Source organism: Escherichia sp. KTE31 (assembly GCF_000407925.1).
GTDB lineage: Bacteria > Pseudomonadota > Gammaproteobacteria > Enterobacterales > Enterobacteriaceae > Escherichia > Escherichia ruysiae.
On the sequence record NZ_KE136725.1, the window covers coordinates 88,258 to 112,533 of the forward strand.

Consider the following 24,276-nt stretch of genomic DNA (forward strand, 5'->3'; position numbering starts at 1 on the left):
GTGCTTGAGATAAATGCTCGGCGGGGCAGTATAGTTAATGAAGTGTTACTGAACGCCGAAGCTCACGTTTTAAAATTCGTTCTTCCATGCCCGGTAACGCTCCAGAAAACGGCTTTAATTGTTGTTATGACGCTATAGCCTCGATAAAAGTGATTATTCACTGTTACATATAGGTTACAACGTTAAAACGGTGCAATCATAGCTATCGCATTGTTAAGATACTGTGAAATCACTCACAGATTGAAAGCGGTTACATCGCCTGATTTGTTGAGTTAGTGATCGCCGCCGCATTCTGGCGTGTTGCGACAGAATGCCGACGCACTAACGTCGGCATAAAACAGTGGCTGGCTCGCGGATCAATGTTGCCTGCTGCGCCCTGCAAGGCCAGTTCAGTAGCTAATTTTGCCATCGAAGCAATGGGATAACGCACGGTCGTTAATTGCGGGTCGGTGTAACGGGCAATGGGGATATCATCGAAACCGATGATGGAGAGATGTAACGGAATTGCAATGCCATTATCTTTTAATGCCGTCAGTGCGCCAGCGGCCATATTGTCGTTATAAGCAAACACAGCAGTAAGTTGCAGATTGCGTCCCAGTAGCTCGACCATTGCCGCCTCACCGCCGGGCATGTCCGGCGTGCCGGTGCCAATCCAGCTTTCCGGCGGAACAATATCCTGCTCTTTCAGCGCACTCATCCAGCCTGCTTTGCGCATTGCGTCATCTTCAATGCCGTGGCTGGAAGAAAGATAACCGATGCGTTGATGCCCGTTATTCAGCAACATGCGCGTCGCCATTCGGGCACCGCTGAGATTATCCAGGCAAACGCAACGATGAGCGTAACCCGGTACAACGCGGTTAATCAGCACCATACCGGGAATGTTGTCCATAAACTGCGCCAGTTCGTCGTCGCTTAACGCTTTTGAATGAACAATCAACGCATTACAACGCTGGCGAATTAACACCTCGATGGCGTGACGCTCTTTTTCCGCTTCATGATAGCTGTTGCCAATCAATACATATTTCTGATGTTGTTGGGCGACGAGATCGACGGCTTTCACCAGTGCGCCGAAAAATGCATCAGAAACGTCCATCACCACCACGCCAACGGTATCGCTCACCTGGGTTGCCAGCGCCTGGGCATTGGCGTTTGGTCGGTAATCCAGTTCACTCACGGCTTTCATTACCGCTTCACGCGTGTCCGCACTCACCAGAGTACTGTTATTTAGCACCCGGGAAACCGTTGCCACAGAGACGCCAGCCTGACGCGCTACATCACGAATGGTGATCATATTCACTACCTGTTGTGAGATTGCAGTAGGTTACTGCTTGCTGGCGGCTATTTTGTCAGCACTGAATACAGGACTTCGTGAATCGAGTCACAGCAATGGAAACGGTTACAGCCGTTTTGTTAATGAATGTGATCGAGATCGTTATCTTGATGTTTTAGACAATGCAGGTCCGGCAGCACGGAGGGTTAGCTGACGCCAGAGCCATTCTACCGGCCCCTGGCGGAAGTAACGTAGCCAGATAACAGAGAAGAGGATATTCGCCAGCCATACCGGAATAACAAACGCCAGCAATTCCAGACGGTCAAACTGCATAAACAAACCGAGATGATAAAACAGCGTGGTACAAATCAGCGTTTGTAACAGGTAGTTGGTCAGCGCCATCCGTCCGACGCAGGCGATCGCCAGCACCAGCTTAAAACGGCTTAATTGTGGCCAGTAGCCGAACAGCAACGACGCATAACCCATCGCCTGAAATGGCGCACTCAGTTCACGCGGCATCTGAAGTAAGAAGGCGCACCAGCGATACGCCCAGTCCAGCCGCCATTGTAGTGCGATAGCAGGAAGGTTAATCATCAGCCCAATCGCCACCAGCACAAAACCGGTACGGCGATAGTGGCGCAAGCTGTACTGCCCTTTCAGCCAACCGCTACGCATCAATGCCGCGCCAATTAGCATCATCCCCGCCAGTTGCCAGCCATACTGCGCACCCAGTGCCAGTAAACTGTTCCCTACTCCATCGGCACGGTTACTGATGGCTTCCACGCCGCCGTGAAGTTTCCAGTATTTTTCATACAAAATGGCGGACGCATCCGGCGTCCAGGCGCGACTGGTCTGGCTGTCAGAAATCAACCCCAGCAGCAGCAAAACGCCAAGCCCTACCAGATACAACATGACGCCGGTATTAAACAGGCTTTTTACCGATGGCGCATCGCGCACCAGCCGCCAGCTGATTAAGCCCACCAGCCCGTAAGCCAGCAGAATATCGCCGTCCCAGAATAACAATCCGTGAATAAAGCCCAACAAAACTAACAGGGTGAGCCGCGACTGGATCCAGCGTCTGCCACGGGGCAGCAACATTTGCAGTCCCGCACCAAACAGCAACGCAAAAAGCGTGAGGAATTTCACCTGGCCGATGAGATCGAGAAATGCCCATGTCCAGGCATCTTGCGACGTAATAGCGCCGTACCAGGCGGGATTGAGATAAGCCGCCTTTGGGAGTCCAAAGGCGCTGATGTTTAATAGCAGGATCCCCAGAATGGCGACGCCGCGAACAAAATCGAGCGTGACGTTGCGCTCCATGGTTCCTGCCTTTTAATCAGTTGTGATGACGCACGGCGCGCAGAAACTCGTGGCGCGTATTCTGACTGGATTTGAACAAACCACCGAGGGAGGTCGTTGTCGTGGCGCTGGTTGCATCGCGGATGCCACGCGCTTTCACGCAGTAATGCACCGCATCGATGGAGACCGCCACATTATTGGTGCCCAGCAGCGTTTGTAGCGCAATGAGAATTTGCTGGGTCAGACGTTCCTGCACCTGCGGACGCTGGGCAAAAAACTGCACAATGCGGTTAATTTTTGACAGACCGATCACCGAATCTTTCGGGATATAGGCCACCGTCGCTTTGCCATCAATAGTGACAAAATGGTGTTCACAGGTGCTGGTCAGGGTGATATCGCGCACGGTGACCATTTCATCGACCTTCATTTTATTTTCAATGAGGGTGATTTTCGGGAAGTTGGCGTAATCCAGACCGGAGAAAATTTCATCGACATACATTTTGGCGATGCGATGCGGTGTTTCCATCAAACTGTCATCAGCCAGGTCGAGATTCAGCAGCTGCATGATTTCGGTCATATGACCGGCAATAAGGCTTTTGCGCGTTTCGTTATCCATTTCATGCACGGGCGGGCGTAGCGGTGTTTCCAGTCCTCGCGCAACTAACGCTTCATGAACCAGGGCCGCTTCTTTACTGAGTGATGGCATTTATATTTTCTCCTGCAGGTGTGACGCCTCCGCCCTGCGTGGGGGCAAAGTTATTAAGCTGATTAGCAGCCTGATTATTGTGCGTGAGGTGACGCACATAATCCAGTATTCACAGCGATAATTATTGTAATTGCCGCTGCCTTTCAGCCGTAGATGTTAAAACATCGTTATGCATATGCGGAAGTGAAAGTTACTCACAACACACTGAATAAACGGTATGATGAAAAAATTGCAAACAACATAACAAGGAGCCACGCATGGAAATGCTCGAAGAGCACCGCTGTTTTGAAGGCTGGCAGCAACGCTGGCGGCACGACTCCAGTACCTTAAACTGTCCGATGACGTTCAGCATCTTTCTCCCGCCTCCCCGCGATAACGCCCCGCCGCCAGTGCTGTACTGGCTTTCGGGATTAACCTGTAATGACGAAAATTTCACCACCAAAGCGGGTGCCCAGCGCGTGGCGGCGGAACTGGGGATTGTACTGGTAATGCCAGACACCAGCCCGCGCGGCGAACAGGTTGCCAATGATGACGGCTACGATTTAGGCCAGGGCGCAGGTTTTTATCTTAACGCTACGCAATCGCCGTGGTCGGCGCATTACCGGATGTATGATTATCTGCGCGATGAATTACCGGCGCTGATTCAGTCGCAATTTAACGTCAGCGATCGCTGCGCCATTAGCGGTCATTCGATGGGAGGTCACGGCGCATTGATTATGGCGCTGAAAAACCCTGGCAAATACACCAGCGTTTCCGCCTTTGCGCCAATTGTGAATCCGTGCAGCGTCCCGTGGGGAATCAAAGCGTTTAGCGCCTATCTGGGCGAGGATAAAAATGACTGGGAGGAATGGGACAGTTGCGCGTTGATGTACGCCAGTAATGCGCAGGATGCGATCCCGACGCTTATTGATCAGGGCGATAGCGATCAGTTTCTTGCCGACCAGCTTCAGCCTGCGGTGCTGGCAGAGGCCGCTCGTCAGAAAGCGTGGCCAATGACGTTACGTATTCAGCCGGGTTATGACCACAGTTACTACTTCATCGCCTCTTTTATAGAGGATCATCTGCGCTTCCATGCGCAGCATTTACTGAAGTAAAACTTAGCCCGGTTCGCCGGGCATCTTCTCATCAGAAGCGATAATCCACCGCCATAAAGTAACGACGTCCGTCTTCGTTATAGCTGTAGTCGTCACGACTGAGATCTTTATCAGTCAGGTTCAGCACGCCCGCACGCAGTTTGACGTCTTTGGTCACCTGCCAGGCCGCGCCGGTATTCCAGATCGTATAGCCACCAGGCGTTTTGGCCGTATCACTGTCGGCACGTTTCTGTCCGGTATAGTGACCAGAAACATAGAATGACCAGTCTTCCAGCATCAGCGGTTTCCAGTCCAGCGTACCGTTAGCGGTATGGAACGGCAGGTCGGAAAGCGGTTTGTTTTCGCCATTGCTGACATCACGACCATCGTTGTAGGTGTAGTTGAGTGACAGCTTCCATTCGTCATTGAACGGAATTTTCAACTCAGTCTCCACGCCCTGAATTCGCGCTTTGTTAACGTTGTAGTAGCTGAATACCGGTATCCGTCGTCCGTTAGCGCCCGTTTCAAAACCGACAAAGTTCTGGTAACCCGGTGCAGCGTTAACGTCAGACGTGCGGCTGATGCTAATACGATCTTTCACATCGTTGCGGAAAACAGTCACGCTGGATTCAACCCCTTCCAGCCAACCATCTTCACCCATGTAGTAAAGCCCCAGTTCCCAACTTTCGCTAGTTTCTGGTTTCAGATCCGGGCTGCCGACAATTTTACATGCACCACGGCAGGAATTTGTCGTCCAGTCAGGGCTAAGCTGCAACAAAGAAGGCGCTTTAAAAGCCGTTGCCCAGCCACCTTTCACGGTAACGGTGTCGGTAGCGTTATAGACCAGATAGGCACGCGGGCTCCAGTGATCGCCGTAGGTTTCATGATCATCCATACGCACGCCGGTCGTCAGCGCCAGCGGCTCAAAGATCCGCCATTCATCTTCCACAAACAGCGCGTACTGGCTAGCAGACGTTTTGGTGCTGGTGCCACCGGTCAGGTTTACTGCATCACTAAGTTTATCGTGACGCCATTCACCGCCAACCGTGACAAACTGATTAATCGCCGTCAGCGGCAGCGTGTATTTGCCATCAACGGTATTGCTTTCAGAGGTAATTGGGCTGCTGTTGCCAGGGTTTTTGTTTTCGACTTTCTCGCCGTAATATTTCAGTTCGCTGGTGCCGTAATCCCAGCGACCATTATGGCTGACAGAGTAGTTCTGGCGTTCCAGGCGGTTTTTGTCCAGCGAGTCGGAATCACGATCCTGACGGTCGAAACCGTAACCGGCGGTAAAATCGTGATTTTGATTCGGCGTCCAGGCAAATTCGACATTGCCGTCGCGGCTGGAGAATCCTTCAATACGCGGTGTTTCTCCGGTATCGGTGGTGGTTGAGTTTTGCGGGTCATCCTTTTCACGTTTCGCCAGGCTGCCGTAGGCTTTCATTCCCAGCACACCGTCAATTAATGGCCCGCTGGTGAAGAACTGACCGTTGTACGTGTCACCACGATCACGATGTTCCTGAATGGTGGTATCGACCGTAACAGTGCCCGTCCATTTTTGACCGATTTTTTTGGTGATGATATTGACCACGCCGCCAAGCGCATCAGAACCGTACAACGAGGACATCGGGCCACGTACCACTTCAATACGTTCGATGGAATCAACCGGGATCCAGTTCAGATCAAAGTCATTGTGGCGAAAGACAGCATTGCGGGAGTTAACGCGTTTACCATCGACAAGAATCAGCGTGTAACTGCTGTCCAGCCCACGAATACTGACGCCCTTGCGGTTATCCCCTTCGTTAGTCAGTTGTACGCCCGGCACTTCTTTGAGGACATCTTTCAGGTTCTGTACTGGTTTACGCTGCAGGTCTTCCTGGGTAATGACGCTGATACTGGCAGGTGCGTCTTTAAGGTTTTGTTCAACGGAAGATGCGGTGACAACCATCGTCTCGCCATCATCATCAACCGCCAACACAGGCCATGCACAAGAAATTGCGGACAAACACAGCCCGACCCGTACGAAAGGGTTCAACCTAAACATTCCATATCTCCATGAGGTAACTACGAAAATAAAATGGGTTATCGCTCACATCTTCTTCACGTCCCCTTGCGTACGGCAGCATCGCGGTGGACTTTTTATAGGCAGGAGATCACTCCAGAAAGCCTGAACAGCCTCTGATTTGTCAGCCTTTTTTGATTTCGCGTAACAATAATGCAAACGATAACAATTATCAATTCAATTGTTAAATTTTATATCCGCATGAATATCAAGGAAAAGAAAAAGCCCTCTCGGTTGAGAGGGCTTTATAAGGAAGGAGTAAAACTTATTTCTTATCGTTCTGCGGGAACTTCATTTCGCTGTAACGCACGAAGTGGGTTCCTTTAATCAACTTGTAACCAAACCAGATGGCCAGGAACAGCGGGATACCAATATACGTTGCCGCTACGCCGCCCCAGTCGATGGTATCTTTCAGGAACGCCTCGTAGTTCTGGCCCAGGGTAATAATCAGACACAGAATGAAAGCGAAGATCGGTCCCAACGGGAAGAAGCCCGAACGGTACGGCAGGTCGTTAATGTCGTGTCCCTGCAATACATAGCCGCGACGGAAACGATAGTGGCTGATAGCAATCCCCAGCCAGGCGATAAAACCTGTCATCCCGGAGGTGTTCAGCAGCCACAAATACACCGTCTGGTTACCAAACATGGAGGTCAGGAAACACAGACCGGCAATCACCGTCGTGGCATACAGCGCGTTACGCGGTACACCGCCACGTGACAGTTTGGCGAAAATACGCGGCGCTTTTCCGTCACACGCCAGGGTGTAAAGCATACGGGTAGATGCGTACATACCGGAGTTACCCGCCGACAGTACTGCAGTCAGAATGACCGCGTTCATCACCGCCGCCGCAGAAAGCAGCCCCGCGTGCTGGAACACCAGCGTGAACGGGCTGACGCTGATGTCTTTCACATCGTTACGCAGCAGGCTTGGATCGGTGTACGGAATGATCAGGCTGATGATCAGAATCGCAAACACATAGAACAGCAGGATTCGCCAGAATACCTGACGCACCGCACGCGGAATATTTTTCCCAGGATCTTCAGATTCGCCCGCAGCAATACCAATCAGTTCGGTTCCCTGGAAGGAGAAGCCGACAATCATTGCCACGCCAATCATCGCCGCAAAACCACCGGCAAACGGTGCTTCACCTATCGTCCAGTTGCTCCAGCCCACAGGCTGCGCGCCTTTGAAGATACCGATAATCATCATCACGCCGACGACGATAAAGATAATCACTGTTGTGACTTTGATCAGTGAGAACCAGTACTCCGCTTCACCAAAGCCTCTGACCGAAATGTAGTTCAGCAGGAAAATGACGCCAAGGAACAGCGCACTCCAGATCCAACCGGGAACATCCGGGAACCACCAGCTCATGACTAACTGCGCAGCCACCAGGTCAACGGCGATAGTCACCGCCCAGTTGTACCAGTAGTTCCAGCCCAGCGCGAAGCCAAAGCCCTCTTCCACATAGTTCTGACCGTAAGTCGCAAACGAACCAGACACTGGCATATACGCCGCCAGTTCGCCAAGACTGGTCATCAGGAAGTAGACCATCAGGCCAATCAAAATATACGAGAGCAGCGCCCCGCCCGGACCTGCCTGAGAAATCGTTGCGCCAGAGGCAACAAAAAGACCCGTACCGATGGAGCCGCCAATGGCAATCATCGTCAGGTGACGCGCCTTTAATTCACGGCGTAAGCCCGGCGCTTCTGTTGTTTTAGTTTCGGAAACCATACAAAAATGCTATCCATCTTAAAAATGAGGCGCGATTGTAGCAGACGATTTGCAATCCTTCCGGTAGAAATGCGCTTTTATAAGAGACCTTCATGATCGCCCAGGAATTATAAGTAAAGCAGCCAATCTCTTTTCTGGCGAATGCATGACGCTGGCGCTGCGTCACGAAATCGACACAGCACCAGCATGTTCCTGTATCGCGACTTAACGCGGCACATTAGCGGGATCGCAATAGTCCAGAAAGCGCCGTAGCGCGTTGGAAAGGTGTTTTTGCCGATGATGAATACGCCACAACGTACGCATCAGGCGCGGTAGAGGGACAGCAACTTCACTTAATGTGCCAGCCTGTAATTGATCTTCTATTACCCGTCGCGACAGGCAGCTAATTCCCAACCCATGACGCACCGCGTGTTTGATAGCTTCGGAGTTACCTAATTCCATCGCCATCTCAAATTTCGGTAAATGCGACAGTAACAGATAATCGACAATCTCCCGCGTGCCGGAACCACGTTCGCGCAGGATCCACGGCGCAGCGGCCAGTTGTTCTAAGGTGACCGGACCACGAGCCAACGGCGAAGTCGGCGCGGCGAAAATCACCAGCTCGTCTTCCAGCCACGGTTCAGAAATGATTTCAGTGCTGTGGCATGGTCCTTCAATAAAGCCAATATCAACGCGGAAATCCAGCACCGCCTGCATCACGTCCTGGCTGTTACCAACGCTAAGTTCAATCGGCAACTGCGGGTAATCATGGCGATAACGGGCGATAACTGCAGGCAGGATGTAATTACCAATGGTGCTACTGGCGTAGACACGAATCGCGCCGTTGTCTTCGCGAAACAGTTGTTCGATTTCGACGGCCTGTTCCAGCAACGCCAGCGCACGCGGGTAAAGCAGCCGTCCGTGCTCATTGACCACCAGTCTTTTCCCCACGCGATCAAACAGTTGCACGCCTAGCTGCCCTTCCAGATCGGTCAACGCCGCGCTCACTGCTGATTGCGACAACGCCAGCATCACCGACGCCTGGGTGGTGGAGCCACTTTTCAATACTTCTGCAAAAACTTCCAACTGTCGAAGGGTGATGTGCATAGTCGCTTACCACTTATAAAGATTAATTATAAATATATAATCAATTTTATTTTTAAACCAGTTAGTCGTAACCTTATGCCCGGATAAAGGAGAGGGTTATGACGAATATCACCTTACAGAAACAACATCGTACACTGTGGCATTTCATTCCGGGGTTAGCCCTGAGTGCAGTTATCACCGGGGTCGCCCTGTGGGGTGGTTCCATTCCCGCTGTTGCGGGTGCCGGGTTTAGTGCCCTCACTCTCGCAATCTTGTTGGGGATGGTTTTAGGTAACACAGTATATCCGCATATCTGGAAAAGCTGTGACGGCGGTGTGCTGTTTGCCAAGCAACATTTACTACGTCTGGGTATTATTCTTTACGGTTTCCGTTTGACGTTTTCACAAATTGCCGATGTCGGTATCAGTGGGATCATCATTGACGTGTTGACACTGTCCAGCACCTTCCTGCTGGCCTGCTTCCTGGGGCAGAAAGTGTTTGGCCTGGATAAGCACACCAGTTGGTTGATCGGTGCCGGTAGCAGTATTTGTGGTGCTGCGGCGGTTCTGGCGACTGAGCCGGTAGTGAAAGCGGAAGCCAGTAAAGTGACCGTGGCTGTTGCAACCGTCGTTATCTTCGGGACCGTCGCGATTTTCCTCTACCCGGCGATATATCCGCTGATGTCTCAATGGTTTAGTCCGGAAACTTTCGGTATCTACATTGGTTCGACTGTGCACGAAGTGGCGCAGGTGGTGGCGGCAGGTCATGCCATCAGCCCGGATGCAGAAAACGCAGCAGTTATTTCCAAAATGCTGCGCGTGATGATGCTGGCTCCGTTCCTCATCCTGCTGGCGGCACGTGTTAAACAGCTGTCTGGGGCTAATGGCGGCGAGAAAAGCAAAATCACCATTCCGTGGTTTGCCATCTTGTTCATCGTAGTTGCCATCTTTAACTCGTTCCACCTGTTACCGCAGAGCGTGGTGAACATGCTGGTAACGCTGGATACCTTCCTGCTGGCAATGGCGATGGCGGCGCTGGGTCTGACCACTCACGTCAGCGCGCTGAAAAAAGCCGGGGCGAAACCTCTGCTGATGGCACTGGTACTGTTTGCCTGGCTGATTGTTGGTGGTGCTGCGATTAACTATGTAATTCAAAGCGTCATCGCATAAACCACTACATCTTGCTCCTGTTAACCCGCTATCATTACCGTTTTCCTCCAGCGGGTTTAACAGGAGTCCTCGCATGAAATACATTGGAGCGCACGTTAGTGCTGCTGGCGGTCTGGCAAATGCCGCAATTCGCGCCGCCGAAATTGACGCAACCGCGTTTGCCTTGTTCACCAAAAATCAACGTCAGTGGCGTGCCGCCCCCCTCACGACACAGACCATCGATGAATTCAAAGCCGCCTGTGAAAAATATCACTACACGTCGGCGCAAATTCTTCCCCACGACAGTTATCTGATTAACCTCGGACATCCGGTCGCTGAAGCCCTGGAAAAATCACGCGATGCGTTTATAGATGAAATGCAGCGTTGCGAACAACTGGGGCTTTCTTTGCTCAACTTCCATCCTGGCAGCCATCTGATGCAGATTTCAGAAGAGGATTGCCTTGCGCGCATTGCGGAATCCATCAACATTGCGCTGGATAAAACACAAGGCGTGACAGCGGTGATTGAAAATACCGCCGGTCAGGGCAGCAACTTAGGGTTTAAATTCGAACATCTCGCGGCGATTATCGACGGTGTGGAAGATAAATCCCGCGTTGGCGTCTGCATTGATACCTGCCATGCTTTCGCAGCCGGGTATGATTTGCGTACTCCTGCCGAATGCGAAAAAACGTTCGCGGATTTTGCCCGTATTGTCGGCTTTAAATATCTGCGTGGGATGCACCTCAACGATGCGAAAAGCACCTTTGGCAGCCGCGTTGACCGCCATCATAGCCTCGGTGAAGGCAATATCGGTCATGATGCGTTCCGCTGGATCATGCAGGACGACCGTTTCGACGGCATTCCGCTGATTCTTGAAACCATCAACCCGGATATCTGGGCAGAAGAGATCGCCTGGCTAAAAGCGCAACAAACTGAAAAAGCGGTAGCCTGAAGATGAATAACCGGGAGAAGGAGATCCTTGCAATTTTACGACGTAACCCGCTGATTCAGCAGAATGAAATTGCTGACATGCTGCAAATCAGCCGTTCGCGCGTTGCGGCGCATATTATGGATTTAATGCGCAAAGGGCGGATTAAAGGCAAAGGTTACATTCTCACTGAGCAGGAATACTGCGTAGTGGTGGGGACAATCAATATGGATATTCGCGGGATGGCGGATATCCGTTACCCGCAAGCAGCTTCTCATCCCGGTACGATTCATTGTTCGGCAGGCGGCGTTGGGCGCAATATCGCCCACAATCTGGCATTGTTAGGCCGCGACGTCCATTTACTCTCGGTGATTGGCGATGATTTTTATGGCGAGATGCTCTTAGAAGAGACGCGCCGTGCTGGAGTGAATGTCTCTGGCTGCGTTCGTTTACATGGTCAAAGCACATCGACGTATCTGGCAATTGCCAATCAAGACGAACAAACCGTATTGGCGATTAATGATACCCATCTGCTGGAACAGTTAACGCCGCAATTATTGAACGGATCACGTGATTTACTTCGTCATGCGGGCGTGGTACTGGCAGATTGCAACCTGACTGCCGAGGCGCTGGAGTGGGTCTTTACCCTCGCCGATGAAATCCCGGTATTTGTCGATACCGTTTCAGAATTCAAAGCGGGCAAAATCAAACACTGGCTGGCGCATATTCACACCCTGAAACCCACTTTGCAGGAACTGGAAATTTTATGGGGAAAGGCGATCACCAGCGATGCTGACCGTAATGCCGCAGTGAATGCGTTGCATCAGCAAGGTGTTCAGCAACTGTTTGTTTATTTGCCCGATGAATCCGTTTATTGCAGCGAAAAGGATGGCGAGCAATTTTTGCTGACTGCGCCAACGCATACGACGGTGGACAGTTTTGGTGCCGACGATGGTTTTATGGCAGGCCTGGTGTATAGCTTTCTGGAAGGAAACAGTTTCCGTGACAGCGCCCGTTTTGCGATGGCCTGCGCGGCAATTTCGCGCGCCAGCGGCAGCATAAATAACCCTACCCTGTCTGCCGATAACGCGCTTTCATTAGTGCCGATGGTGTAACAATGCTGCCGGATGCGACGCTTGACGCGTATCATCCGGCCTTGTTATCAACACTTAGTGGGTTTTGATGTAGCCGCGCACGCACTCTTCGACTAATCCCCAGAACCAGTCGGTATCGATGGTGATGCCGACTTTGGTATTAGCGGGCTTGCCGAGAACGCCCAGCTCGTCGCAGACGGTACGCCCGTAGCAAGGGCCGCTGTTGACGTCCACTTCGACGTACATTTCCTGGGTTTTAATACCATCAGGGTTGATTAGATAACCAATGCAGGTGGCGTCATGCACCGGACCGCCAGCAAGGCCATAGTTTTCGAACTGCGTTTTGAGAGTGAAGTTCATGATGTCGCTGAACAGCTCGCCAGCAGGGCCGCCTGCCCTTTCCATCCGCGCAATCACATCCGGGGTACAAACGGTCTGGTTAGTGAGATCGAGGCCCATCATCACCAACGGAACGCCGGAGGTGAACACCACGCGTGCGGCTTCCGGGTCGGCAAAGATGTTGAACTCGGCAGACGGCGTGAAGTTACCTGTTCCGTAAGCGCCACCCATCAGCACAATTTCACGGATTTTTGGCAGGATCGCCGGTTGCATACGCATCGCCACGGCGATGTTTGAAAGCGGCCCCACCGGCACCAGAGTGATATCGCCTTCACTTGCCATCAGGGTATCAATGATGTATTTCACCGCATGGGTGCTTTCTGCCTGGCGGGTCAGCGGCTCGAATACCGGGCCATCCAGTCCGGTTTCACCGTGAATATTATCGGCAACGATTTGTTTGCGCATAATTGGCTGCGGCATTCCCGCATAAACCGGAACATTAATCTCCAGTTTCTGACAAACATTCAGGCCATTAATTAATGTTTTATCAAGCGTCTGATTACCCGCCACAATGGTGATACCTAATAAATCAATCGCCGGATGTTTCGCGGCCATCATTATGGCAATAGCATCATCATGACCCGGATCACAATCCAGAATAATTTTTCTCTTTTCCATTGTTTATTTCCCCTGTTTCAAGTTGCGTTATTTTTTCTACAGCAAAGAAAATTCGACCGGCCGATGATTGAATCTTAACAACAGCGTACGTATGCTAAATATGAGAAATCTCATAGCGGATAAACATCGTGAAAGAAATCCACAATAATGAACTTAAACAGCAACTGATTGGTGAGTCCGCATTTAATGAGTGCTTTTCAACGGATGTTTCAGCCGATACGCGACTGTTTCATTTTTTAGCGCGTGACTACATTGTGCAGGAAGGGCAACAGCCGTCCTGGCTGTTTTATCTGACGCGAGGCCGCGCCAGGCTTTACGCCACGCTTGCCAATGGACGCGTGTCGCTGATTGATTTCTTTGCCGCGCCCTGTTTTATTGGCGAGATTGAGTTAATCGATAAAGACCATGAACCGCGTGCGGTGCAGGCTATTGAAGAGTGTTGGTGTATTGCGCTCCCCATGAAACACTACCGCCCGCTATTATTAAACGACACGCTATTTTTACGAAAACTCTGCGTCGCCTTAAGTCATAAAAATTATCGCAATATTATTTCTTTAACTCAGAATCAATCATTTCCGTTAGTGAATCGCCTGGCAGCATTTATATTACTCTCGCAGGAAGGTGAACTTTATCACGAAAAGCATACGCAAGCGGCAGAGTATTTAGGCGTTTCTTACCGACACCTTTTATATGTTCTCGCACAATTCATTCACGACGGTTTATTAATTAAAAATAAGAAAGGGTATCTGATTAAAAACAGAAAGCAGTTGTCAGGACTGGCGCTGGAGATGGACCCGGAGAATAAATTCTCCGGGATGATGCAGTAAAAATTATTTGCAATAGCGCGATAGCCGGATGCGGCGCTTGACGCGTCTTATCCGGCTTACAAATCGAGCATTACGCCAGCCCAATAAAGAACCCGGCAATGGTCGCACTCATCAGGTTGGAGAGCGTAGCCGCTGCCAGCGCACGTAATCCAAGCTGGGCGATTTCCGGCGCGCGTTTTGGCGAAATAGCCGAGAACGCCCCAACGACAACACCAATAGAACCAAAGTTAGCGAAACCACAAAGCGCAAAGGAGATAATGGCAACTGTTTTCACGTCCAGCGTGCCGCCCGTTTGCAGATATGGCGAGAAACTCAGGTAAGCGACAAATTCGTTAATCGCCAGTTTCTGACCAATCAGGCTACCCGCAAGATTGGCATCACTCCAGTCCACGCCCATGATCCACGCCAGCGGTGCCAGCACATAGCCAAAAATACTTTCGAGAGAGGCATTGGCAAAACCAAACCAGCCGCCAATTCCACCGATAATGCCGTTGATCAGCGCAATAATCGCCACAAACGCCATCACCACCGTCGCCACACCTGCGGCAATTTTCAGTCCGGTCATCGCACCGCTTGCCGCTGCTTCGATAAAACTTTTTGGCGGCGTTTCGCTGAACGACAGGTTTTCAAATGTCACCTGCGAAGGCTCGGTCGCCGGGCTAAGAATACGCGCAAACAAAATACCGCCGGGGATCGCCATCAGCGATGCCGCTAACAGATAGTCAATCGGCACACCCATTCCGGCATAACCAATCATCATCGAACCGGCAATAGATGCCATGCCGCTACAAATTGCGGTAAACAACTCGTTGCGATTCATGCGATCAATAAACGGTTTAACGATCGCCGGGATCTCGTTTTGCCCAAGGAAAATGGTGGTGACCGCGACAAAAGATTCTATTTTGCTGATGTTGAGGGCTTTCTGGAAAATACTGCCAAGAATGCGGATCAGCAGTCCCATCACGCCAATGTAGTACAGCAGACTGATGAGCGCAGTAACAAAAATAATCGCCGGAAGTACGCGAAAGGCGAAGATAAAGCCCGCGCCGTCAAACAGGACATCCATTTTCGGCCCCACCAGCGAACCAAAAATAAAGGCGCTACCCGCATCGCTGTAGGACATGACTTTATGGACGCCCAATGCTGCCTGTTCTACCGCCCATTTTCCCGGTGGGAAGTAGAGCATAATGCCGCCAATGGCGATTTGCAGCAGCAGCGCGGCTCCAACCGTACGCAAACTGATGCTCTTTTTATTCACTGACAACACAAACGCTATTGCCAGTAACACCACCATCCCCACAACACTTCTCATTATATCCATAATGATTTCCCTTCATGCCCGTAAACCCGGCGCCAGCGCCAGGTTTCGGTATGTATGATGAGTACGGGCGACGGCTTTCTGCCCGTCAGAAATTAACCCGCGAGACGCTGGTATTCTTTGGCAATTTCGCTCGCCAGAATGGCGTTGTTAAACACCAACTGGATGTTGGATTTCAGGCTATCGCCACCAGTCAGTTCCGCAACGCGTGCCAGCAGGAACGGCGTACTTTCTTTACCGATTACACCTTGCTCTTCAGCTTCGGCAACTGCCTGATCAATTGCAGCGTTAATACTTTCTTCCGGCATCGCAAACTGTTCCGGAATTGGGTTTGCCACTACCAGGCCACCGTTCAGACCGCTTTGCCATTTCACCGCCATCGCACGGGCAATTTCGCTGGCGCTGTCGAGGCGGATACTGACTTCAAACGGGCTGGTGCGGCAGAAAAACGCTGGCAATGCTTTGGTCTGATAACCAATCAACGGCACACCGAAAGTTTCTAAATATTCGGTGGTTAAGCCTAAATCGAGAATAGATTTTGCTCCGGCACAAACTACGGTGACATTAGTGTGCGCCAGTTCCTGTAAATCGGCGGAAATATCGAAAGTATTTTCCGCCCCGCGATGAACACCGCCAATACCGCCGGTGGCAAATACTTTAATTCCGGCAAGCGCCGCAATAATCATGGTAGAAGCAACGGTGGTTGCACCATTTTTTCCGGCAGCAACAACAAAAGGTAAATCGCGACGGCTAACTTTCGTTACGTTATGTCCTTCACGACCCAGCAATTCAATTTCTTCTTTGCTTAAGCCCACTTTCATCACGCCGCCAATAATAGCGATAGTGGCTGGTACAGCGCCCTGTTGACGAATAGTTTCTTCTACTTCAATTGCGGTCTGGGCGTTTTGCGGGAACGGCATCCCGTGAGAGATAATGGTCGATTCCAGCGCCACAATCGGTTTTTTGTTTTTTAAAGCGTCCTGCACTTCCGGGGAAATTTGTAATAATTCAGGGGAAATTTTTAATTCAGACATTCTGCGTTCTCCACTAACGATATAACGTTGGCAATCGATAAATCAGGGTTATTGGTGTATTCACAGGAGAGCGCCATTGACGAACATCCCTGTGCAAAACGAACAGATTCGGCAAACGGCATCCCGTCTACCCAACACGAAGCAAGTCCCGCCATCATGGCATCACCCGCTCCGGTAACATTAATGACATTGGTTTTAATCGGTGCAGACCAGCCGTTTTCGCCGCTGATATCACTGTAATAAACACCATCGCCACCCATGCTCAGAACCAGTCGGTTCAGGCCATGTTGATGGAACCAGGCGGCAACCTTTGCCACATCTTCACTTCCGGAAAGCGCAATCCCGCTCAAGGTTTCCGCTTCCAGACGGTTTGGCTTCAGGGTGTGAATTTGACTTAATCGCTCACGTACTTTGACGCATTTCCAAGCCGAAACCGGATCGACAAATACCGGTACGTCGGCGGCATTATCCAGAATCCAGACCAATGCCTCTTCACTGATATTACAGTCTGCGACAATGACCTTAGCCCCCTGAATAAATTCACGGTGCTGTGCGAGATATTCCGCTGAAATATAGTTGCTAATATTCATGTCATTTATAGCAACCAGCATTTCACCGGTATTATCGAGTAATGATAAATAGCTCGACGTATTTTCCCCTGGCACAATCAGACATTTATCGACATAAACGCCGGATTGATTGGTTTGCGTTAGCAGCGATTGACCATAAAAATCACTGCCTACGGCGCTCAGTAGCCAGGCTTTATTCCCCAGCAACGCGAGGTTTTGTGCGATATTGCGCCCTACTCCACCGGGAGTAAATTTTATTTTCCCTGGATTTGAATCCGCATAGTTTAATGATTCATGTGAATATCCGGCGACATCAATATTCGCCGAACCTATAATTACGACATAATCCTTTTCGCGCATAGCACGTCCCCTGGTAAAAAATTACCAACTCTGTCAATCCACAAGAATATAGGTACTGCAAAGACGGTTTAAACATGTGTTCATATTTAAACATGTGCTCATAGTATGCATGTTTTACTTAAAGTAAATTACCGCCAGAGGGGCAAAATGAGCAGATTTGAACAGGCTCACAAAACGCTATTATTGGCGGTTTTAGAAAAAGCGAAGAAATTGTGAAGTGATGCACAGAACGGAAACAATAAAAAAGGGCAGAAATTAATCTGCCCTTGAGGAAATGACGTTACTGTTTGATGAGAGTGTCAGCTTTCTGTTGGAAAACAAAACCATTCAAAATCATAGAATTGCCGTCAACAATTTATCACTCACCTTGCACTCATCAAATGATACAGGGCAGAAAATTTCTGCCCTGTAGTTCACGTTTTATTATGCTGCTTTCGCCACAACGTCCGCTTCCGGACGTTTCAGGAAGGCATAGGCCAGACCCGCCACCAGCGTACCAGCAATAATTGCCACCAGGTAACCCAGTACCGGCGTAATGGCGCCAGGGATCAGCAGAACAAACAGACCACCGTGCGGTGCCATCAGTTTCGCACCAATCGCCATTGAGATTGCGCCAGTCAGCGCCCCACCAACGATACAGCACGGCAGCACTCGCATCGGATCACGGGCAGCAAACGGAATTGCACCTTCCGAAATAAAGCACAGGCCAAGTACCAGAGCCGCTTTACCGCCTTCCTGCTGCGCTTTATCGAATTTGCGACGCGCCACCATTGTTGCCAGACCCATTGCCAGCGGTGGCACCATACCTGCCGCCATAATCGCCGCCATCGGGCCATAGGTTTGGGTACTCAGCAGACCAACACCAAACGCGTAAGCCGCTTTGTTTACCGGACCGCCCATGTCAGTACACATCATGCCACCGAGGATCGCGCCCAGCAGAACCGCATTCGCAGTACCCATGGTTTGCAGCCAGTGAGTCAGACTTTCGAGGATGCCAGCAACCGGTTTACCGATCAGGTAGATCATCGCCAGACCAACCACCAGACTGGAAATCAGCGGAATGATCAGAATCGGTTTCAGCGCCTCCATACTCTGTGGCAGTTTCAGTTGCGTACTGATTAACTTCGCGATGTAACCCGCCAGGAAGCCCGCAATAATCCCGCCAATGAAGCCAGAACCTGTGCTGACCGCCAGCATACCGCCAATCAGACCCGGCGTGAGACCCGGACGATCGGCAATGGAGAAGGCAATGTAACCCGCCAGTACCGGCACCATCAGCGCAAAGGCTGAACCACCGCCAATCTGCATCAGCGCCGCCGCCAGCGTCCCTTGCTCTTTAAACGCTTCGATACCAAAAGCAAAGGAAAGCGCGATACACAGACCACCCGCAACCACCATTGGCAGCATGTAGGAAACGCCCGTCAGCAAGTGACGGTACGCGCCTGCACTCTCTTTCTTACCTTCAGTGGTTGCCGTTTGAGCTTTGCCCGCCGGTTCGTAAGGCGTCGCTTCAGCAACCGCTTTATCCAGCTCCTGCGCCGTTTTCTTCAGCGCCAGACCGGTAGAAGTGCGATACATCGGTTTACCGGCAAATTTCGCCAGATCCACTTCGATATCTGCTGCCACAATCACCAGATCCGCTGCTGCCACTTCTTCAGGCGTGATCGCGTTACCCGCACCAACGGAGCCACGGGTTTCAACTTTCACCCACCAGCCACGTTTTTTCGCTTCGGTTTCAATGGCTTCAGCCGCCATAAAGGTGTGCGCCACACCGGTCGGGCAAGCAGTCACCGCAACCACGCGTTTCGGACCGCTGGCGGCAACCGGTGCTGTCGCAGCGGCCGGCGCAGTGTAAGGCTTCGCATGGCCTTTGGCTTCACTCAGGAAGAGCTCAGGGTGCGCGACTGCGCGGGAAATATCGCCCAGCCAGACATTTTTACCGTTCAGCGCGCTGTCGTTCGGGATGGAATCACCCAGAACAATCGCCATTTCAGCGTCGTTCGGATTGTCGATGATTTCCAGTTTTGCTTTTCGCGCCGCCGCGCCCAGCAGGGTCTTCGCCATATAGGCGCGTGCCTGACCGAGATTAGCGTCAATAATCAGCAGCGTTTTCATTATGCCTCTCCTGCTGTCAGTTAAAAGGTTGTAAGTCGACGCGCGCCATCATTGCGGCCAACTGCGGACGATCGGTAATACCCACATTGCTTTGACTTACCGCCAGGGCTGCAACAGCCGTTGCCAGACGCAGTGTGTGTTCACTGGATTCACGCATCAGCAAGCCATAAATGAGGCCGCCAACCATGGAATCCCCTGCGCCAACAGTGCTTACGACATCGACTGACGGTGGTTTGGCGATCCATTCGCCGGAGGCATTAACCCAAAGCGCGCCTTCGGCACCCAGTGAAATTACGACATGCGCGATACCTTGTTCACGTAGCGCATGTGCAGCTTCAATGACATCTTTCATTTCAGGCAGTTTACGGCCTGCCCAGATTTCCAGCTCGCGACGGTTAGGTTTCACCAGCCACGGTGCCGCTTTCAAACCTGCCACTAATGCTTCGCGGCTACTATCAAAGATAATGCAAGGACACTGACTACGCAGGCGAGTCATCCAGTCGGTGAATGCTTCCGGGCTGACGCCTGATGGTAAACTGCCGCTGACACAGACCATATCGAACTGACCAAGCCAGCTCAGAGAATCAGTCACGAAGCGCTCCCAGTCGGCAGGAGTGACTTCGAAACCAGAGAAATTGAGGTCAGTAACTTCGCCGTCTTTTTCCGTCAACTTAACGTTAATGCGGGTACGCCCCTGTACAACCTGGAAACGGTTGGCAATGCCCAGTTCGCTGAACAGTTGCTGAAATCCGTCCTGATTGTCTTTACCCAGGAAGCCGCCAACGGTGACATCAATACCCAGATCTTTCAGAACCTTGGCAACGTTGATACCTTTACCCGCCGCATGAAGACCGGTGGTTTTCACCAGGTTCACTTCGCCGCGTTCAATTTCCGGGCAGAAACCAACAAGGTCATACGCCGGATTGAGGGTGATCGTAGCAACACGTCTGCTCATTACGCGCCCTCCCCAAGACCTGCGGCGATGGCGTCGCCAATTGCCTTCAGTGCCTGTTCAGCATCCGCCCCCTGGGCGGTAAAGCGCAGGCGATGACCTTTCTTAACGCCAAGTGCCACAACTTTCATCAGACTACGTCCGTTTGCCGGTTTGCCGGTGCCATCAAGGTTTGTCACGGTAATATCACTGTTAAATTGTTTAATGGTATTGACCAGCATGGTGCCTGGACGAGCATGCAGGCCGTGTTCGTTGCGCACCACAAACTCCGCGCTTAACACGTCGTCAGTCGGCGCATCATCGCTGGTCAGCAGTGCCAGCAATGTTGCCGCATCTGCTTTCAGCAAACGGTCAGCTTTATTGTCGAGTAACAGATCGGCGAGACGCTTAAGAACCGCGACGGGCTGATCGTCATTCATTGCCACACTCACCAGCATGGCTGCCGTTTCGCCGTCCACATCAAAAGCATTTGCCGCACGGCTTACCGCAATCGCGCTACGCAGGTTGCCTTCGGCGCTATCGCTCAGCCAGATGCCCTGTCCGAGATTCAGCGGCTGTTCATTGATGGCTTTGGTGACGAAGGTGGCGTCAACGGCCCCCGCTTCTTTCAGACGCGCAGCGTTCAGCGCCTGAAGAGTCAGCAGATCGCTGGCAACGATATCCAGCGTCAGCATTTCGTTGTCGAGTTTCAGCTGCTCACTCTGCTTTTCGCCCATCAGCAATGCGCGAAGTTCTTCTGCTGTCGTTGCTGACTTCAATTGTTCAGCAACGGAATCATCGCTCAGTACGTGGGTCAACTGGCGCAGCAGACCCAGATGTTCGTCCGAGCTGGCGGCAATACCGATCGCCACGTATGCCACCTGACCGTCACCCCAGGTGACGCCTTCCGGGAACTGAAACACCTGAACGCCGGTTTTCAGCACCTGATCGCGGGTGTCGGTGGTGCCGTGGGGAATGGCAATACCATTGCCGAGGAACGTTGAGGTTTGCTGCTCGCGCGCCAGCATGCCATTGACGTAGCCTTCAGCTACATTACCGGCCTGCACCAGCGCCGCAGCGACCTGGCGAATCGCCTCTTCTTTGTCTCCGGCCTTTTCGCCCGGATGGATGTCCTGTACGGATAACTGGAACATAGTTCTCCTCTCTTGCTGAATTGAAACGATTCAGCTTCTATGAGAAAAAAAGCGCCAACCTGGCTTAGGGTTAAAGACAAGATCGCGCTGAAACGTTTCAAGAAAGCATAATACTTCTGTTTCAGCACGCAAGGGAAGCTGTAAACTTATGACCAAAAGTTTGATGTGCTGCACAATTTTTTGTCATTTTTCCTAATTGCTGACGGGAAAATCCGTTATCAGCAATTTCATTTCAGCAGCGTCAGCAGACAATCAACAAGAGTGAAATGGCATTTTGATTATTCGTGGCGAGTTTGATTTCACTGACTGTTTATTTTCTGACAAGCAGCGTAAACTCCGCGTCTCCATCTTTCAGTGATCGACCAGCATGCATAACTCCCCCGCAGTCTCCAGCGCGAAATCGTTTGACCTGACATCGACGGCGTTTTTAATCGTTGCCTTTCTCACCGGTATTGCGGGCGCTCTGCAAACCCCAACGCTCAGTATATTCCTTACCGATGAAGTGCACGCCCGTCCGGCGATGGTGGGATTCTTCTTTACCGGCAGTGCTGTCATCGGGATTCTGGTGAGTCAGTTTCTCGCCGGACGCTCTGATAAGCGCGGCGATCGTAAATCACTGATTGTCTTTTGCTGCCTGTTAGGCGTGCTGGCCTGCACCCTTTTTGCCTGGAACCGCAACTACTTTGTTTTGCTGTTCGTTGGTGTCTTTCTTAGTAGCTTTGGCTCTACCGCCAACCCGCAAATGTTTGCTCTTGCCCGTGAGCACGCTGACAAAACCGGGCGTGAAGCGGTGATGTTCAGCTCTTTTTTACGCGCTCAGGTTTCACTGGCATGGGTCATTGGTCCGCCGTTGGCTTATGCCCTGGCGATGGGGTTCAGCTTTACGGTGATGTATCTCAGCGCAGCAGTGGCTTTTATTATCTGCGGCGTGATGGTGTGGCTATTTTTACCATCGATGCAAAAAGAGGTTCCGCTGGCGACCGGCACGGTTGAAGCGCCGCGCCGTAATCGTCGCGATACACTACTGCTGTTTGTCATTTGTACGTTGATGTGGGGGTCAAATAGCCTGTACATCATCAACATGCCACTGTTTATTATCAACGAATTACATCTTCCTGAGAAACTGGCGGGCGTGATGATGGGAACCGCCGCAGGCCTGGAAATCCCGACTATGTTGATTGCGGGTTATTTTGCCAAACGTCTGGGTAAGCGTTTCTTAATGCGCGTTGCCGCCGTGGGTGGCGTCTGTTTTTACGCAGGTATGCTGATGGCGCATTCACCTGTCATTCTGTTGGGTTTGCAGCTACTGAATGCTATTTTTATTGGCATTCTGGGTGGCATCGGGATGCTCTATTTTCAGGATCTGATGCCTGGTCAGGCGGGTTCAGCAACCACGCTCTATACCAATACGTCTCGTGTGGGCTGGATCATCGCGGGGTCAGTGGCGGGCATAGTCGCCGAAATCTGGAATTATCACGCCGTGTTCTGGTTTGCGATGGTGATGATTATCGCCACTCTGTTCTGCTTACTGCGGATTAAAGATGTTTAAGGCGCGGTCAGTATTTCCAGATCGATAAGCCAGGTCATCGCCTGCTGACGCGTATTGCCGCACATTTCAGCACTGGCTTGTAAACCTGCGCAAACTTTCGGACGTAGCGGCGATGTAAAAATTTTACAACGTTGCTGTTCATCAAGCTGAATGCAGGGCGTATTGGCGGGCTTGCCATTTGGCATACCGGGTATAGGGCTGGAAATTGAAGGGGCAGTGCAACACGCCCCGCAATCCGGACGGCATTCCATACGTTGTTCTCTTAAGGTTAACCACCGGATTGATGAGCGTGCACAGTACCACCTTTTTTGCACCAGCAAAAGTGCGAATACCACTTGCCTGAAAGGCTCGTCGCGAGTAGTTTGACGCGATATTTTTGACATTTTCGATAACAGGAATTTTTCGATGCCAAGAGCGAACGAAATTAAAAAAGGTATGGTACTGAATTACAACGGCAAATTGCTGCTGGTTAAGGATATTGATATTCAGTCGCCAACCGCCCGTGGTGCCGCTACGCTGTATAAAATGCGTTTTTCTGATGTCCGTACCGGGCTGAAAGTGGAAGAACGCTTCAAAGGCGATGATATCGTTGACACCGTAACGCTGACCCGTCGTTACGTTGACTTCTCCTACGTCGATGGCAACGAATATGTCTTTATGGATAAAGAAGACTATACCCCGTATACCTTCACAAAAGATCAGATCGAAGAAGAACTGATGTTTATGCCAGAAGGCGGTATGCCGGATATGCAGGTTCTGACCTGGGACGGTCAACTGCTGGCACTTGAACTGCCGCAAACCGTTGATCTGGAAATCGTTGAAACCGCACCGGGCATCAAAGGCGCGTCTGCCAGCGCCCGTAACAAACCGGCGACATTGAGCACCGGTCTGGTCATTCAAGTACCAGAATATTTAAGCCCGGGCGAAAAAATTCGTATCCATATAGAAGAACGCCGTTATATGGGACGTGCTGACTAATTTCAGCCACATTCAGAAAAGGGATAGCTCAGGCTGTCCCTTTT

Annotated in this window: 21 protein-coding genes; 7 read left to right on the top strand and 14 right to left on the bottom strand. The window is 51.3% G+C overall.

All coding sequences use genetic code 11. From position 1 onward, the window contains the following. Positions 1 to 250 precede the first annotated feature (250 nt). The 3 genes from galS to folE form a co-directional block, all read right to left on the bottom strand. Positions 251 to 1,291 (bottom strand): HTH-type transcriptional regulator GalS, encoded by a 1,041-nt coding sequence (gene galS, locus WES_RS07445; RefSeq protein WP_000628678.1) that lies wholly within the window; start codon positions 1,289 to 1,291, stop codon positions 251 to 253. A 141-nt stretch (positions 1,292 to 1,432) separates the two neighbouring features. Then, positions 1,433 to 2,590, bottom strand: coding sequence for a DUF418 domain-containing protein YeiB (gene yeiB, locus WES_RS07440; RefSeq protein WP_016158621.1), 1,158 nt, complete (start codon positions 2,588 to 2,590; stop codon positions 1,433 to 1,435). Positions 2,591 to 2,606: 16 nt separating this feature from the next. Beyond that, positions 2,607 to 3,275 (bottom strand): GTP cyclohydrolase I FolE, encoded by a 669-nt coding sequence (folE, locus tag WES_RS07435; protein WP_001139613.1) that lies wholly within the window; start codon positions 3,273 to 3,275, stop codon positions 2,607 to 2,609. A gap of 257 nt (positions 3,276 to 3,532) precedes the next feature. On the opposite strand from folE, the gene yeiG reads away from it, so the two are divergent. Next, positions 3,533 to 4,369 carry an S-formylglutathione hydrolase gene (gene yeiG / locus WES_RS07430; RefSeq protein WP_016158622.1) on the top strand — a complete coding sequence of 279 codons (837 nt, stop codon included), beginning with the start codon at positions 3,533 to 3,535 and terminating at the stop codon, positions 4,367 to 4,369. Between the two features lie 31 nt (positions 4,370 to 4,400). Here yeiG and cirA read toward each other — a convergent pair whose 3' ends face one another. From cirA to yieE, 3 genes are all read right to left on the bottom strand, one after another. Continuing rightward, a complete protein-coding gene (gene cirA / locus WES_RS07425) occupies positions 4,401 to 6,392 on the bottom strand; it encodes a catecholate siderophore receptor CirA (RefSeq protein WP_000489285.1) in 1,992 nt (663 codons plus the stop codon). 283 nt (positions 6,393 to 6,675) lie between these two features. After that, positions 6,676 to 8,145, bottom strand: coding sequence for a lysine-specific permease (lysP, locus tag WES_RS07420; RefSeq protein WP_000253268.1), 1,470 nt, complete (start codon positions 8,143 to 8,145; stop codon positions 6,676 to 6,678). A gap of 204 nt (positions 8,146 to 8,349) precedes the next feature. Beyond that, the gene (yieE, locus tag WES_RS07415; RefSeq protein ID WP_016158623.1) at positions 8,350 to 9,231 is read right to left on the bottom strand and encodes a DNA-binding transcriptional regulator YeiE; all 882 of its coding nucleotides are present in this window, start codon (positions 9,229 to 9,231) and stop codon (positions 8,350 to 8,352) included. A gap of 98 nt (positions 9,232 to 9,329) precedes the next feature. On the opposite strand from yieE, the gene WES_RS07410 reads away from it, so the two are divergent. The 3 genes from WES_RS07410 to WES_RS07400 all read left to right on the top strand — a co-directional run bounded on the left by WES_RS07410 (position 9,330) and on the right by WES_RS07400 (position 12,401). Next, positions 9,330 to 10,379 (top strand): YeiH family protein, encoded by a 1,050-nt coding sequence (locus WES_RS07410; RefSeq protein ID WP_000182062.1) that lies wholly within the window; start codon positions 9,330 to 9,332, stop codon positions 10,377 to 10,379. 73 nt (positions 10,380 to 10,452) lie between these two features. After that, entirely contained in the window at positions 10,453 to 11,310 is an 858-nt protein-coding gene (nfo, locus tag WES_RS07405) for a deoxyribonuclease IV (protein WP_000873880.1), read from the top strand. A gap of 2 nt (positions 11,311 to 11,312) precedes the next feature. After that, positions 11,313 to 12,401, top strand: a complete 1,089-nt coding sequence (locus tag WES_RS07400) for a sugar kinase (protein WP_001064981.1) — start codon at positions 11,313 to 11,315, stop codon at positions 12,399 to 12,401. Between the two features lie 54 nt (positions 12,402 to 12,455). Here WES_RS07400 and rihB read toward each other — a convergent pair whose 3' ends face one another. After that, positions 12,456 to 13,397, bottom strand: a complete 942-nt coding sequence (rihB, locus tag WES_RS07395) for a ribosylpyrimidine nucleosidase (RefSeq protein ID WP_000415411.1) — start codon at positions 13,395 to 13,397, stop codon at positions 12,456 to 12,458. Between the two features lie 128 nt (positions 13,398 to 13,525). Here rihB and WES_RS07390 point away from each other — a divergent pair, with 128 nt between their 5' ends. Further along, a complete protein-coding gene (locus tag WES_RS07390; RefSeq protein ID WP_016158624.1) occupies positions 13,526 to 14,224 on the top strand; it encodes a transcriptional regulator YeiL in 699 nt (232 codons plus the stop codon). A gap of 70 nt (positions 14,225 to 14,294) precedes the next feature. On the opposite strand, the gene WES_RS07385 is transcribed toward WES_RS07390, so the two are convergent. The 6 genes from WES_RS07385 to fruB form a co-directional block, all read right to left on the bottom strand. Beyond that, positions 14,295 to 15,545 carry a NupC/NupG family nucleoside CNT transporter gene (locus tag WES_RS07385; RefSeq protein ID WP_000353892.1) on the bottom strand — a complete coding sequence of 417 codons (1,251 nt, stop codon included), beginning with the start codon at positions 15,543 to 15,545 and terminating at the stop codon, positions 14,295 to 14,297. A 92-nt stretch (positions 15,546 to 15,637) separates the two neighbouring features. Continuing rightward, on the bottom strand, positions 15,638 to 16,576 hold the full coding sequence (gene psuG, locus WES_RS07380) for a pseudouridine-5'-phosphate glycosidase (protein ID WP_016235242.1): 939 nt from the start codon (positions 16,574 to 16,576) through the stop codon (positions 15,638 to 15,640). Continuing rightward, on the bottom strand, positions 16,564 to 17,505 hold the full coding sequence (locus tag WES_RS07375) for a pseudouridine kinase (protein ID WP_016158627.1): 942 nt from the start codon (positions 17,503 to 17,505) through the stop codon (positions 16,564 to 16,566). Before WES_RS07375 ends, psuG begins: the two co-directional genes overlap by 13 nt. 423 nt (positions 17,506 to 17,928) lie before the next feature. Then, positions 17,929 to 19,620 (bottom strand): PTS fructose transporter subunit IIBC, encoded by a 1,692-nt coding sequence (gene fruA, locus WES_RS07370; RefSeq protein ID WP_016158628.1) that lies wholly within the window; start codon positions 19,618 to 19,620, stop codon positions 17,929 to 17,931. A 16-nt stretch (positions 19,621 to 19,636) separates the two neighbouring features. Further along, positions 19,637 to 20,575 carry a 1-phosphofructokinase gene (fruK, locus tag WES_RS07365; protein WP_000091270.1) on the bottom strand — a complete coding sequence of 313 codons (939 nt, stop codon included), beginning with the start codon at positions 20,573 to 20,575 and terminating at the stop codon, positions 19,637 to 19,639. Continuing rightward, positions 20,575 to 21,705, bottom strand: coding sequence for a fused PTS fructose transporter subunit IIA/HPr protein (gene fruB / locus WES_RS07360; RefSeq protein ID WP_000487253.1), 1,131 nt, complete (start codon positions 21,703 to 21,705; stop codon positions 20,575 to 20,577). The genes fruK and fruB overlap by 1 nt, the downstream gene beginning before the upstream one ends. A gap of 367 nt (positions 21,706 to 22,072) precedes the next feature. Here fruB and setB point away from each other — a divergent pair, with 367 nt between their 5' ends. Beyond that, a complete protein-coding gene (gene setB, locus WES_RS07355; RefSeq protein ID WP_000551965.1) occupies positions 22,073 to 23,254 on the top strand; it encodes a sugar efflux transporter SetB in 1,182 nt (393 codons plus the stop codon). Here setB and WES_RS07350 read toward each other — a convergent pair. Continuing rightward, a complete protein-coding gene (locus WES_RS07350) occupies positions 23,251 to 23,505 on the bottom strand; it encodes a YkgJ family cysteine cluster protein (protein ID WP_016158629.1) in 255 nt (84 codons plus the stop codon). The genes setB and WES_RS07350 overlap by 4 nt on opposite strands. 154 nt (positions 23,506 to 23,659) lie before the next feature. On the opposite strand from WES_RS07350, the gene yeiP reads away from it, so the two are divergent. Further along, on the top strand, positions 23,660 to 24,232 hold the full coding sequence (gene yeiP, locus WES_RS07345; protein ID WP_001136831.1) for an elongation factor P-like protein YeiP: 573 nt from the start codon (positions 23,660 to 23,662) through the stop codon (positions 24,230 to 24,232). The last annotated feature ends 44 nt before the right edge of the window (positions 24,233 to 24,276 follow it).

What these genes read in the sequence shown, in the direction of transcription:
- fruA (WP_016158628.1), bottom strand. Translation starts at nt 19,620, where the DNA reads ATGAAAACGCTGCTGATTATTGACGCTAATCTCGGTCAGGCACGCGCC.
- WES_RS07410 (WP_000182062.1), top strand. Translation starts at nt 9,330, where the DNA reads ATGACGAATATCACCTTACAGAAACAACATCGTACACTGTGGCATTTC.
- psuG (WP_016235242.1), bottom strand. Translation starts at nt 16,576, where the DNA reads ATGTCTGAATTAAAAATTTCCCCTGAATTATTACAAATTTCCCCGGAA.
- galS (WP_000628678.1), bottom strand. Translation starts at nt 1,291, where the DNA reads ATGATCACCATTCGTGATGTAGCGCGTCAGGCTGGCGTCTCTGTGGCA.
- cirA (WP_000489285.1), bottom strand. Translation starts at nt 6,392, where the DNA reads ATGTTTAGGTTGAACCCTTTCGTACGGGTCGGGCTGTGTTTGTCCGCA.
- WES_RS07375 (WP_016158627.1), bottom strand. Translation starts at nt 17,505, where the DNA reads ATGCGCGAAAAGGATTATGTCGTAATTATAGGTTCGGCGAATATTGAT.
- WES_RS07400 (WP_001064981.1), top strand. Translation starts at nt 11,313, where the DNA reads ATGAATAACCGGGAGAAGGAGATCCTTGCAATTTTACGACGTAACCCG.
- fruB (WP_000487253.1), bottom strand. Translation starts at nt 21,705, where the DNA reads ATGTTCCAGTTATCCGTACAGGACATCCATCCGGGCGAAAAGGCCGGA.
- yeiB (WP_016158621.1), bottom strand. Translation starts at nt 2,590, where the DNA reads ATGGAGCGCAACGTCACGCTCGATTTTGTTCGCGGCGTCGCCATTCTG.
- yieE (WP_016158623.1), bottom strand. Translation starts at nt 9,231, where the DNA reads ATGCACATCACCCTTCGACAGTTGGAAGTTTTTGCAGAAGTATTGAAA.
- folE (WP_001139613.1), bottom strand. Translation starts at nt 3,275, where the DNA reads ATGCCATCACTCAGTAAAGAAGCGGCCCTGGTTCATGAAGCGTTAGTT.
- setB (WP_000551965.1), top strand. Translation starts at nt 22,073, where the DNA reads ATGCATAACTCCCCCGCAGTCTCCAGCGCGAAATCGTTTGACCTGACA.
- rihB (WP_000415411.1), bottom strand. Translation starts at nt 13,397, where the DNA reads ATGGAAAAGAGAAAAATTATTCTGGATTGTGATCCGGGTCATGATGAT.
- fruK (WP_000091270.1), bottom strand. Translation starts at nt 20,575, where the DNA reads ATGAGCAGACGTGTTGCTACGATCACCCTCAATCCGGCGTATGACCTT.
- nfo (WP_000873880.1), top strand. Translation starts at nt 10,453, where the DNA reads ATGAAATACATTGGAGCGCACGTTAGTGCTGCTGGCGGTCTGGCAAAT.
- lysP (WP_000253268.1), bottom strand. Translation starts at nt 8,145, where the DNA reads ATGGTTTCCGAAACTAAAACAACAGAAGCGCCGGGCTTACGCCGTGAA.
- WES_RS07350 (WP_016158629.1), bottom strand. Translation starts at nt 23,505, where the DNA reads ATGGAATGCCGTCCGGATTGCGGGGCGTGTTGCACTGCCCCTTCAATT.
- WES_RS07385 (WP_000353892.1), bottom strand. Translation starts at nt 15,545, where the DNA reads ATGGATATAATGAGAAGTGTTGTGGGGATGGTGGTGTTACTGGCAATA.
- yeiP (WP_001136831.1), top strand. Translation starts at nt 23,660, where the DNA reads ATGCCAAGAGCGAACGAAATTAAAAAAGGTATGGTACTGAATTACAAC.
- yeiG (WP_016158622.1), top strand. Translation starts at nt 3,533, where the DNA reads ATGGAAATGCTCGAAGAGCACCGCTGTTTTGAAGGCTGGCAGCAACGC.